Genomic DNA, 12,052 nt, shown 5'->3' with positions numbered 1-12,052 from the left:
GGAGGGGCCCGGGGGAGTGGACCACCGAGCCCGACGGGGTGCCTCGGGGGAAACTCGCTGGCCGGGACCGCGTAGGCTCTATCAGGCTGGAGTCGTCCCGAACCGGGGCCCGGAGGAAACGGGCCGCCACCGGGCGGGCGCCCGATAGAAGGAGAAGCGTGACCGTGACGGACATCGTCGACGAGCTGCAGTGGCGCGGGCTGATCGCCCTGTCCACCGACGAGGACGCACTGCGCAAGGCGTTCGCGGACGGCCCGGTCACGTTCTATTGCGGCTTCGACCCGACGGCCCCGAGCCTGCACCTCGGCAACCTGGTGCAGATCCTCACCATGCGCCGCATCCAGCAGGCGGGGAACCTCCCGCTCGGCCTGGTCGGCGGCGCCACGGGCCTGATCGGCGACCCGAAGCCCACCGCCGAGCGCGTGCTGAACGACCCCGAGACGGTGGCCGGCTGGGTCGAGCGCCTGCGCGGCCAGATCTCGCGCTTCCTCGACTTCGAGGGCCCGTACGCGGCGCGCATGGTCAACAACCTGGACTGGACGTCCGGGATGTCGGCGATCAGCCTGCTGCGTGACGTGGGCAAGTACTTCCGGGTCAACAACATGATCGCCAAGGAGGCCGTCGCCCGGCGGCTCAACTCCGACGCGGGCATCAGCTACACCGAGTTCAGCTACCAGATCCTCCAGGGCATGGACTACCTGGAGCTGAACCGCCGCTACGGCTGCACCCTGCAGACGGGCGGCAGCGACCAGTGGGGCAACCTGACCGCCGGCACGGACCTGATCCGCAAGGCCGAGGCCAAGTCGGTCCACGCGCTGGCCACACCGCTGATCGTCAAGGCCGACGGCACCAAGTTCGGCAAGACCGAGTCCGGCACGGTCTGGCTCGACCCCGAGCTGACCACCCCGTACGCCTTCTACCAGTTCTGGCTGAACGCGGACGACCGGGACGTCCCCAACTTCCTGCGGATCTTCAGCTTCCGCTCGAAGGAGGAGATCGAGGAGCTGGAGCGCGAGACCGTCGAGCGCCCCGCCGCCCGCCTCGCCCAGCGTGCCCTCGCCGAGGAACTCACCACCCTCGTCCACGGCGCCGAGCAGTACGAGCGCGCGGTCGCCGCGTCCAAGGCGCTGTTCGGCCAGGGTGACCTCGCCGACCTGGAAGCCCCGACCCTGGCCGCCGCCCTGGCCGAGGTCCCGAAGGCCGAGGTGGCCGAACTCCAGACGGTGGTCGACCTGTTGGTCGCCGTCGGCCTGGCGCCGAGCCGCTCGGCCGCCCGCCGGACGATCAAGGAGGGCGGTGCCTACCTCAACAACGTCAAGGTGACGGACGAGGAGGCCGTGCCGACCGAGGCCGACCTGCTGCACGGCCGCTGGCTGGTGCTGCGGCGCGGCAAGCGGAACCTGGCGGCGGCGGAGCTGGTCTCCGCCGGCTGACCGACGTGCTTGATCGGCTTGGCTGAAAGAGCACCCGCTCTGAACTGCGGTTTCAAGCATCGAGGGCCGGATCTGGACAGATCCGGCCCTCGACGTTTGACGGGGTCGTCCAGGTGGCCTAGTGTTGAACGAGTCGCTGGAGCGGCCACCCCACTCAGCACCACCCACCCTCACACTCCTCAACCCATTTACATGGGTTCGTTGGCGTTTTCGTCAACAGGGTCTGAGCGTGAATTTCGAGTAAATCTCGGAATGCGGTAACGTGGTGGTTGTCGCGGAAAGTGACCCCGCCAGTTCGGGAAATCAGATGAATGAAACTCCGGGTAAACGGAGCGGAAAACATCTGGTAAGCTGGAAACACGAAAGAACGAAGCCCGGAGGGCCTGCTGGAAGGCAGTCCGAAGGAAGCGTCCGTTCCTTGAGAACTCAACAGCGTGCCAAAAGTCAACGCCAGATATGTTGACATCCCCGGCCTCAGATTGTTCTGGGGTTGGAGATTCCTTTTGAAGTAAAACACTAGCGAGGACGCAGTGCGCGGGATCACCCTATTCCGGTGGTTGCCGTGCCGCTCAACGCGGGTGTCGACCCGATTACGGGTATACATTCACGGAGAGTTTGATCCTGGCTCAGGACGAACGCTGGCGGCGTGCTTAACACATGCAAGTCGAACGGTGAAGCCCTTCGGGGTGGATCAGTGGCGAACGGGTGAGTAACACGTGGGCAATCTGCCCTGCACTCTGGGACAAGCCCTGGAAACGGGGTCTAATACCGGATATGACCTTCCTCCGCATGGGGGTTGGTGTAAAGCTCCGGCGGTGCAGGATGAGCCCGCGGCCTATCAGCTTGTTGGTGGGGTAATGGCCTACCAAGGCGACGACGGGTAGCCGGCCTGAGAGGGCGACCGGCCACACTGGGACTGAGACACGGCCCAGACTCCTACGGGAGGCAGCAGTGGGGAATATTGCACAATGGGCGAAAGCCTGATGCAGCGACGCCGCGTGAGGGATGACGGCCTTCGGGTTGTAAACCTCTTTCAGCAGGGAAGAAGCGCAAGTGACGGTACCTGCAGAAGAAGCACCGGCTAACTACGTGCCAGCAGCCGCGGTAATACGTAGGGTGCGAGCGTTGTCCGGAATTATTGGGCGTAAAGAGCTCGTAGGCGGCCTGTCGCGTCGGATGTGAAAGCCCGGGGCTTAACCCCGGGTCTGCATTCGATACGGGCAGGCTAGAGTGTGGTAGGGGAGATCGGAATTCCTGGTGTAGCGGTGAAATGCGCAGATATCAGGAGGAACACCGGTGGCGAAGGCGGATCTCTGGGCCATTACTGACGCTGAGGAGCGAAAGCGTGGGGAGCGAACAGGATTAGATACCCTGGTAGTCCACGCCGTAAACGTTGGGAACTAGGTGTTGGCGACATTCCACGTCGTCGGTGCCGCAGCTAACGCATTAAGTTCCCCGCCTGGGGAGTACGGCCGCAAGGCTAAAACTCAAAGGAATTGACGGGGGCCCGCACAAGCAGCGGAGCATGTGGCTTAATTCGACGCAACGCGAAGAACCTTACCAAGGCTTGACATATGCCGGAAACATCCAGAGATGGGTGCCCCCTTGTGGTCGGTATACAGGTGGTGCATGGTTGTCGTCAGCTCGTGTCGTGAGATGTTGGGTTAAGTCCCGCAACGAGCGCAACCCTTGTTCTGTGTTGCCAGCATGCCTTTCGGGGTGATGGGGACTCACAGGAGACTGCCGGGGTCAACTCGGAGGAAGGTGGGGACGACGTCAAATCATCATGCCCCTTATGTCTTGGGCTGCACACGTGCTACAATGGTCGGTACAAAGGGCTGCGATGCCGCGAGGCGGAGCGAATCCCAAAAAGCCGGCCTCAGTTCGGATTGGGGTCTGCAACTCGACCCCATGAAGTTGGAGTTGCTAGTAATCGCAGATCAGCATGCTGCGGTGAATACGTTCCCGGGCCTTGTACACACCGCCCGTCACGTCACGAAAGTCGGTAACACCCGAAGCCGGTGGCCTAACCCGTAAGGGGAGGAGCCGTCGAAGGTGGGACCAGCGATTGGGACGAAGTCGTAACAAGGTAGCCGTACCGGAAGGTGCGGCTGGATCACCTCCTTTCTAAGGAGCACATGGCCGCTTGCAGGCGAATGTTCTGCACGGTCGCTCATGGGTGGAACGTTGACTATTCGGCACAGGAAGAGATCGGACGTGAGTACTGCTTCGGCGTGGAAAGCGATCTGGGATTGACTGTGTCGGGCACGTTGTTGGGTCCTGAGGGAACGGGTTTCCGTTGTCTCAGTGCTGGCCTCACTCGAGGCGCTCTTCGGAGTGTTGAGGGTGTGTGACTGGTCGTTGTTTGAGAACTGCACAGTGGACGCGAGCATCTGTGGCCAAGTTTTTAAGGGCGCACGGTGGATGCCTTGGCACTAGGAACCGATGAAGGACGTGGGAGGCCGCGATAGGCCCCGGGGAGCTGTCAACCGAGCTTTGATCCGGGGGTGTCCGAATGGGGAAACCCGGCAGTCGTCATGGGCTGTCACCCGCTGCTGAACACATAGGCAGTGTGGAGGGAACGCGGGGAAGTGAAACATCTCAGTACCCGCAGGAAGAGAAAACAACCGTGATTCCGGGAGTAGTGGCGAGCGAAACTGGATGAGGCTAAACCGTATTGGTGTGAGACCCGGCAGGGGTTGCCAATGCGGGGTCGTGGGATTTTTCTTGATCGGTCTGCCGGCCGGTCGGCGAGTCAGAAACCGTATGGGTAGTCGAAGGACATGCGAAAGGTCCGGCGTAGAGGGTAAGACCCCCGTAGACGAAATCTGTACGGCTCGTTTGAAGAACTCCCAAGTAGCACGGGGCCCGAGAAATCCCGTGTGAATCTGGCGGGACCACCCGCTAAGCCTAAATATTCCCTAGTGACCGATAGCGGATAGTACCGTGAGGGAATGGTGAAAAGTACCGCGGGAGCGGAGTGAAATAGTACCTGAAACCGTGTGCCTACAAGCCGTGGGAGCGTCGTTCATCAGCTTGCTGGTGGGCCGTGACTGCGTGCCTTTTGAAGAATGAGCCTGCGAGTTTGCGGTGTGTAGCGAGGTTAACCCGTGTGGGGTAGCCGTAGCGAAAGCGAGTCCGAATAGGGCGGTGAGTTGCATGCCCAAGACCCGAAGCGGAGTGATCTAGCCATGGGCAGGTTGAAGCGCGGGTAAGACCGTGTGGAGGACCGAACCCACCAGGGTTGAAAACCTGGGGGATGACCTGTGGTTAGGGGTGAAAGGCCAATCAAACTCCGTGATAGCTGGTTCTCCCCGAAATGCATTTAGGTGCAGCGTCACGTGTTTCTTGCCGGAGGTAGAGCACTGGATAGGCGATGGGCCTTACCGGGTTACTGACCTTAGCCAAACTCCGAATGCCGGTAAGTGAGAGCGTGGCAGTGAGACTGTGGGGGATAAGCTCCATGGTCGAGAGGGAAACAGCCCAGAACACCGACTAAGGTCCCTAAGCGTGTGCTAAGTGGGAAAGGATGTGGAGTCGCAGAGACAACCAGGAGGTTGGCTTAGAAGCAGCCACCCTTGAAAGAGTGCGTAATAGCTCACTGGTCAAGTGATTCCGCGCCGACAATGTAGCGGGGCTCAAGCACATCACCGAAGTCGTGTCATTCACATGCGAAGGCCTAACGGCTGTGTGGATGGGTAGGGGAGCGTCGTGTGCCGGGTGAAGCGGCGGTGGAAACCAGTCGTGGACGGTATACGAGTGAGAATGCAGGCATGAGTAGCGATACAAGAGTGGGAAACTCTTGCGCCGATTGACCAAGGGTTCCTGGGTCAAGCTGATCTGCCCAGGGTAAGTCGGGACCTAAGGCGAGGCCGACAGGCGTAGTCGATGGACAACGGGTTGATATTCCCGTACCCGCTTTGAAGCGCCAACGTCGAACCTCTTGATGCTAAGCCCGTGAAGCCGTCCTGGAGCCTTCGGGCAAAGGGAAGTGGTGGAGCCGGTGACCCAACAGGGTAGTAGGTGAGCGATGGGGTGACGCAGGAAGGTAGTCCAGCCCGGGCGGTGGTAGTCCCGGGGTAAGGGTGTAGGCCGAGTGATAGGCAAATCCGTCACTCATTAAGGCTGAGACCTGATGCCGAGCCGATTGTGGTGAAGTGGATGATCCTATGCTGTCGAGAAAAGCCTCTAGCGAGTTTCATGGCGGCCCGTACCCCAAACCGACTCAGGTGGTCAGGTAGAGAATACCGAGGCGTTCGGGTGAACTATGGTTAAGGAACTCGGCAAAATGCCCCCGTAACTTCGGGAGAAGGGGGGCCATTCCTGGTGATGGGTCTTGCACCTTGAGCTGGGGGTGGCCGCAGAGACCAGCGAGAAGCGACTGTTTACTAAAAACACAGGTCCGTGCGAAGCCGTAAGGCGATGTATACGGACTGACGCCTGCCCGGTGCTGGAACGTTAAGGGGACCGGTTAGCTCTGTTTCGACAGGGCGAAGCTGAGAACTTAAGCGCCAGTAAACGGCGGTGGTAACTATAACCATCCTAAGGTAGCGAAATTCCTTGTCGGGTAAGTTCCGACCTGCACGAATGGCGTAACGACTTCTCGACTGTCTCAACCATAGGCCCGGTGAAATTGCATTACGAGTAAAGATGCTCGTTTCGCGCAGCAGGACGGAAAGACCCCGGGACCTTTACTATAGCTTGATATTGGTGTTCGGTTCGGCTTGTGTAGGATAGGTGGGAGACTTTGAAGCAGCAACGCCAGTTGTTGTGGAGTCGCCGTTGAAATACCACTCTGGTCGTGCTGGATGTCTAACCTGGGTCCGTGATCCGGATCAGGGACAGTGTCTGGTGGGTAGTTTAACTGGGGCGGTTGCCTCCTAAAGGGTAACGGAGGCGCCCAAAGGTTCCCTCAGCCTGGTTGGCAATCAGGTGTTGAGTGTAAGTGCACAAGGGAGCTTGACTGTGAGACTGACGGGTCGAGCAGGTACGAAAGTAGGGACTAGTGATCCGGCGGTGGCTTGTGGAAGCGCCGTCGCTCAACGGATAAAAGGTACCCCGGGGATAACAGGCTGATCTTCCCCAAGAGTCCATATCGACGGGATGGTTTGGCACCTCGATGTCGGCTCGTCGCATCCTGGGGCTGGAGTAGGTCCCAAGGGTTGGGCTGTTCGCCCATTAAAGCGGTACGCGAGCTGGGTTTAGAACGTCGTGAGACAGTTCGGTCCCTATCCGCTGTGCGCGTAGGAGTGTTGAGAAGGGCTGTCCCTAGTACGAGAGGACCGGGACGGACGAACCTCTGGTGTGCCAGTTGTCCTGCCAAGGGCATGGCTGGTTGGCTACGTTCGGGAGGGATAACCGCTGAAAGCATCTAAGCGGGAAGCCTGCTTCGAGATGAGCACTCCCACCTCCTTGAGAGGGTAAGGCTCCCAGTAGACGACTGGGTTGATAGGCCGGATATGGAAGCCCTGTAAGGGGTGGAGTTGACCGGTACTAATAGGCCGAGGGCTTGTCCTCAGACGCTCGCGTTCACTGTGTGGTTCCCGGGTAGCGAACAGCTATCGCCGGCGAACAAGAAACACTATTCAATTGAAAAGTGTGTTTCGCTGAATACCCGATAGGGTTTCGGTGGTCATAGCGTGAGGGAAACGCCCGGTTACATTCCGAACCCGGAAGCTAAGCCTCACAGCGCCGATGGTACTGCAGGGGGGACCCTGTGGGAGAGTAGGACGCCGCCGAACAATTATTCAAGGCCGCGGCCCCAGCGATTCGCTGGGGCCGCGGCCTTTTTGTGTTTTGCGAACGTGAAGAAGAAGGAGTCCGGCAGGACGGGACTTCCGCCCAGACGCGGAGGATCCCGGCATGTCGGACAATGGAGAAGGTGCGCGGGCCAGGGAGGCCGGCGCCGAAACCGCGTGGTGGCTGCGGAGTTGCACCAACAGCCCGCGCGGAGAAGCTGAAGCAGCAGAAGGAGTCACCACGATGTCGAACCAGCCCCAGGACCGTCCCGAGCGTCGATCGGACGACGGCCGCGGCTACGAGCCCCGGTCCCGCGGAGGCTGGTCGAACGACCGTGGCGACCGTCCGCGTCGCGACGACCGTCCCTCCGGCGGTGGCTTCAACCGCGACCGGGGCGACCGCCCCGCCGGCGGTGGCTTCAACCGCGACCGGGGCGACCGCCCCGCCGGCGGTGGCTTCCGTCGCGACGACCGCCCCTCGGGTGGTTTCCGCCGTGACGACCGTGACGACCGTCCGCGTCGTGACGACCGCCCGTCCGGTGGTGGCTACGGCCGTGACCGCGATGACCGCGGTGGCGACCGTGGCGGCTTCCGCCGCGACGACCGTCCCTCCGGTGGCGGCTTCAACCGCGACCGTGGCGACCGTCCCTCCGGCGGCGGCTTCAACCGCGACCGTGACGACCGTGGCGGCTTCCGCCGCGACGACCGCCCGTCCGGCGGTGGCTTCAACCGCGACCGTGGCGACCGTCCCTCCGGTGGCGGCTACGGCCGTGACCGTGACGACCGCCAGGGCGGCGGTGGCTTCCGTCGTGACGACCGTCCGTCCGGTGGCGGCGGCTTCCGTCGTGACGACCGTCCGAGCGGTTTCCGTCGTGATGACCGTGACGACCGTCCGCGTCGTGACGACCGCCCGTCGGGTGGCGGCTTCAACCGCGACCGCGATGACCGCGGTGGCGACCGTGGCGGCTTCCGCCGCGACGACCGCCCGTCCGGCGGTGGCTTCAACCGCGACCGCGGCGACCGTCCCTCCGGCGGCGGCTTCCGTCGCGACGACCGCCCGTCCGGCGGTTTCAACCGCGACCGTGACGACCGTCCGCGTCGTGACGACCGCCCGTCCGGTGGCGGCTTCAACCGCGACCGCGATGACCGCGGTGGCGACCGTGGCGGCTTCCGCCGCGACGACCGTCCGTCCGGCGGTGGCTTCCGCCGTGACGACCGCCCGTCCGGCGGTTTCAACCGCGACCGTGACGACCGTCCGCGTCGTGACGACCGCGATGACCGCGGTGGTTTCCGTCGTGACGACCGTCCCTCCGGTGGTGGCTTCAACCGCGACCGTGATGACCGTGGCGGTTTCCGTCGCGACGACCGTCCGTCCGGTGGCGGCGGCTTCCGTCGTGACGACCGTCCGAGCGGTTTCCGTCGTGATGACCGTGACGACCGTCCGCGTCGTGACGACCGTCCCTCCGGTGGCGGCTTCAACCGCGACCGTGACGACCGCGGTGGCGACCGTGGCGGCTTCCGCCGCGACGACCGCCCGTCCGGTGGCGGCTTCAACCGTGACCGCGGCGACCGCGGTGGTTTCCGCCGTGACGACCGCGGTGGCGACCGTGGCGGCTTCCGCCGTGACGACCGCCAGGGTGGTGGCTTCCGTCGCGACGACCGCCGCGACGACCGCCGTGACGACCGGGGCGGCCGGGACTACGACGACCGCCGTGGCAACTACGAGCCCGTCAAGCGCCTGCCGATCCCCGAGGACGTCACCGGCTTCGAGCTGGACGCGGACGTGCGCCAGGAGCTCAAGAGCCTGCCCAAGACCCTCGCGGACGACGTCGCCCGCAACCTGGTGATGGTGGCCCGGCTGCTGGACGGCGAGGCGGAGGAGGCGTACCAGTACTCGCGCGTCGCGCTCCGTCTGGCCTCCCGCGTCGCGGCCGTGCGCGAGGCGGCCGGTTTCGCCTCGTACATGACCCAGCGTTACTCCGAGGCGCTGACCGAGTTCCGCGCCGCCCGTCGGATGACCGGCCGGGTGGACCTGTGGCCCGTGATGGCCGACTGCGAGCGCGGTCTGGGCCGTCCGGAGCGGGCGCTGGCGATGGCCGGCGAGCCCGAGGTGAAGCAGCTGGACAAGGCCGGCCAGGTCGAGATGCGCCTGGTGGCCGCGGGTGCCCGCGGTGACATGGAGCAGTTCGACGCCGCCGTGGTGACCCTGCAGAGCCCGGAGCTGGCTTCCAGCGCCGTGCACCCGTGGACCGCGCGTCTGCGGTACGCCTACGCCGAGGCGCTGATCGCGGCCGGCCGTGGCGACGAGGCCCGTGACTGGTTCGCCAAGGCGGCCGAGGCCGACACCGACGGCACCACCAACGCCTCCGAGCGCCTCGCCGAGATCGACGGCGTGGAGTTCACCGACGCGCTCGACCCGGAGCTGGCCGAGGACGCGGACGAGCAGGCCGAGGCCCCGGCGAAGAAGCGCGGCGGCGACGTCTCCGACGACCGCGTGATCTTCGAGGACGAGGAGGACGTCGAGGAGTACTACGACGAGGACGACCTCGAGATCGACGAGGACTTCGACGGCGTGGTGCCCGAGCGTGCCAAGGCCGAGAAGGCCGAGAAGGTTGAGAAGGCCGCCAAGGCCGAGGACGCCGCCGCCGACTCCGACTCCGACGCCAAGGTCGAGGACAAGGACGAGGCCAAGGGCTGATCAGCCCCCTCCGCAACGCCGTGAGGCCCTGCCGTTCCCCGGGATCCACCGGGAACGGCAGGGCCTCACGGCGTCCGGGGCCACGGCGCGGCGCCGGCCCGGCGCGGGGTCAGCCCAGGGAGAGGTTGCGCAGCACCAGTCCGGTGGCCGGCTTCGGCCCGAAGGAGGTGGACTTGCGCGGCATGGTGACGCCCTGTTCGGCCAGCCGGCGCACCACGCTCTCCCGGACCGGGTGCAGCAGGACGGCGGTGCCGCCGGTACGGGCGGCCTCCCGCTCGGCGGCCACGGCGGTGTGCAGGTAGCCGATGTCGTCCGGGCCGTCGGGGACGTGCCAGGTGCGGTCGAGCAGGGTGGCGTGCAGGACGGTGGCGTCCAGGTGGCGCCACTCCTCGGGCCGGTCCTGCGGCACGGTGGCGTCCAGCAGGGCCTCCTCGGGCTCGCCGAGCAGCCAGTAGACGCCGTCGCCTCCGGTCAGCACGAAGCCGTTGCCGCCGTGCCGCTTCTGCTCGGCGAGGGCCTGGAGCGCGGCCGGCAGCGGGCCGGGGACCTCCTTGACCTTCCACTGGTCGCCGATCTTCTCCAGCGCCTCGGCCACCGGCAGCCGGTAGAGGACGCGGTGGATGGCGCGCACCCGCAACGGGTAGCGGGCGGTGTCGACCAGGAGCACCAGGCCGCGGTCCCAGGGGCTGCGCGGCAGGTGGCGGTGCTCGCGCTGGAGGCGCAGGTACATCTCCCAGCGGTGGTGGCCGTCGGCGATCAGGGCCCGGCAGGTGGCCAGGTCGCGGCTGATCTCGGCGATCTCGGCCGGGTCGGTGACGGCCCACAGGCGGTGGTGGGTGCCGTCGCTGGTGGCGGTGGAGAGCAGTGGCTCGCCCTCGACCGTCCGCTCGATCACGCCGGAGGCGCCGCCGTCGCCGCGGTAGGTGAGCAGCAGCGGTTCCAGGTTGGCCCGGGTGGTGCGCATCAGGCCGACCCGGTCGGCGACCGGCCGGGGCATCACGTCCTCGTGGGGGAGGACGACGCCGGTCTCGCGGCCGCTGACCGCGAGGGCGCCGATCAGGCCGCGCTGGAGCAGCTCGGGGGAGTCCGCGGTGGCGGGCACCCGCTGCTCGTAGACGTAGAGCGCGGGGTCCGGGTCGGCGGCGAGGATCCCCTCGCGCTGCCAGGCGGCCAGCAGCCGCGCGGCGTGCCGGTAGCGGGTGTCGCGGTCGGGGCGGTCGCCGGCGTCCTCGGGCTCGGGCCTGGGCAGGATCAGCCGGACCACGTTGTGCGGGTCGGCCGTCTCCAGGTCGAGCCGGCGGCCCGGGTCGACGACGTCGTACGGCGGGGACATCACCGCGGCCAGGGCGCCGACCCGGTCGGGGACGTAGCGCAGGCCGCGGAAGGGGGACAGGGACAGGCCGGCGGTGGCGACGTGCCCGGGATCGCCGGGGCCGCCCTCGGGAGTCTCGACTCCGTCTTCTGCACTGGGTGTGCTCATTCTGGGCATCGTAATCGGGTACGCGTTGTTGAGAGATCGGAATCCCGCGCCGACCTGTGCCGCGGGTGTGCGACCGAGGGCGAGGTACGGCATGGACGACGGGCAGGAACGGGTGGACGGCGTTGGCCCGGCCGGGTCGGGCGGGTCGGCCGGTGCCGCCGGCGGGGGCGCTCCGGCGGGCGGCGGCGGGCCGGTCGGCGGGATCCCGTCGCAGAGCCGTTCCGGGGAGCCCACCGGCGACGTGTACGACTGGTTCCGCCGGGGCGCGCAGCTGCTGGCGCAGGGCCATCCGGCGGCCGCCGAGCAGCTGCTGGCCCGGGCGGCGGCGGCCGAGCCGCACTCGCGCAGCATCCGGGAGGCGCTGGCCAGGGCCCAGTTCGACGCGGGTTCGTACGCGGCGGCACTGGAGAACTTCCGGGCCGTGGCCCTGGCCGACCCGGCGGACGACTACGCTCAGTTCGGGTGGGGGGTCGCGGCGGCCCGGCTGGGCGACTTCGAGACCTCCGCCGAGCACCTGGCGCTCGCCGTGGCGATGCGGCCGGAGGCCGACCACTACCGGGCGGCCCTGCGGCAGACCCGGGCGACGCTGGCGGCCCGCGCCGGGGCGTACGGCCCGCTGCAGCCCGGGGCTCCCGGGTACCTGGCACCGCCACCCGGGGCCGAGGGTCCAGTGAACGACGACGCGAGTGAATGAGGTAGCGCA

The 12,052-nt window shown here is 65.8% G+C and carries 3 protein-coding genes, 3 rRNA genes and 2 pseudogenes; 7 read left to right on the top strand and 1 reads right to left on the bottom strand.

Annotated features, from left to right (window positions below; all coding sequences use genetic code 11):
• Positions 1 to 164 precede the first annotated feature (164 nt).
• The 6 genes and pseudogenes from tyrS to ACYP53_RS00420 all read left to right on the top strand — a co-directional run.
• Positions 165 to 1,433 (top strand): tyrosine--tRNA ligase, encoded by a 1,269-nt coding sequence (gene tyrS / locus ACYP53_RS00445; protein ID WP_189916549.1) that lies wholly within the window; start codon positions 165 to 167, stop codon positions 1,431 to 1,433.
• A 603-nt stretch (positions 1,434 to 2,036) separates the two neighbouring features.
• Positions 2,037 to 3,560: ribosomal RNA gene (locus tag ACYP53_RS00440) — 16S ribosomal RNA — on the top strand.
• 270 nt (positions 3,561 to 3,830) lie between these two features.
• Positions 3,831 to 6,950: ribosomal RNA gene (locus ACYP53_RS00435) — 23S ribosomal RNA — on the top strand.
• Positions 6,951 to 7,057: 107 nt separating this feature from the next.
• Positions 7,058 to 7,174 (top strand): 5S ribosomal RNA (gene rrf, locus ACYP53_RS00430).
• Together the 16S, 23S and 5S rRNA genes form the textbook arrangement of a ribosomal RNA operon.
• Before the next feature lie 589 nt (positions 7,175 to 7,763).
• Positions 7,764 to 8,708 (top strand): annotated as a pseudogene (locus tag ACYP53_RS00425) (hypothetical protein); the annotation flags it as partial.
• Between the two features lie 201 nt (positions 8,709 to 8,909).
• Positions 8,910 to 9,627 (top strand): annotated as a pseudogene (locus ACYP53_RS00420) (tetratricopeptide repeat protein); the annotation flags it as partial.
• A 351-nt stretch (positions 9,628 to 9,978) separates the two neighbouring features.
• On the opposite strand, the gene ACYP53_RS00415 reads toward ACYP53_RS00420, so the two are convergent.
• Positions 9,979 to 11,349 carry a DUF1015 family protein gene (locus ACYP53_RS00415; RefSeq protein WP_189925475.1) on the bottom strand — a complete coding sequence of 457 codons (1,371 nt, stop codon included), beginning with the start codon at positions 11,347 to 11,349 and terminating at the stop codon, positions 9,979 to 9,981.
• A 91-nt stretch (positions 11,350 to 11,440) separates the two neighbouring features.
• Here ACYP53_RS00415 and ACYP53_RS00410 point away from each other — a divergent pair, with 91 nt between their 5' ends.
• On the top strand, positions 11,441 to 12,043 hold the full coding sequence (locus ACYP53_RS00410; protein WP_459646336.1) for a tetratricopeptide repeat protein: 603 nt from the start codon (positions 11,441 to 11,443) through the stop codon (positions 12,041 to 12,043).
• The last annotated feature ends 9 nt before the right edge of the window (positions 12,044 to 12,052 follow it).

It is taken from the genome of Kitasatospora sp. Ki12 (assembly GCF_054601375.1).
Note: the sequence above shows the minus strand (reverse complement) of the source record. Positions and strands in the feature narration are given on the sequence as shown.

Coding starts and splice junctions, on each gene's coding strand:
- ACYP53_RS00415 (WP_189925475.1), bottom strand. CDS start 11,349: ATGAGCACACCCAGTGCAGAAGACGGAGTCGAGACTCCCGAGGGCGGC.
- ACYP53_RS00410 (WP_459646336.1), top strand. CDS start 11,441: ATGGACGACGGGCAGGAACGGGTGGACGGCGTTGGCCCGGCCGGGTCG.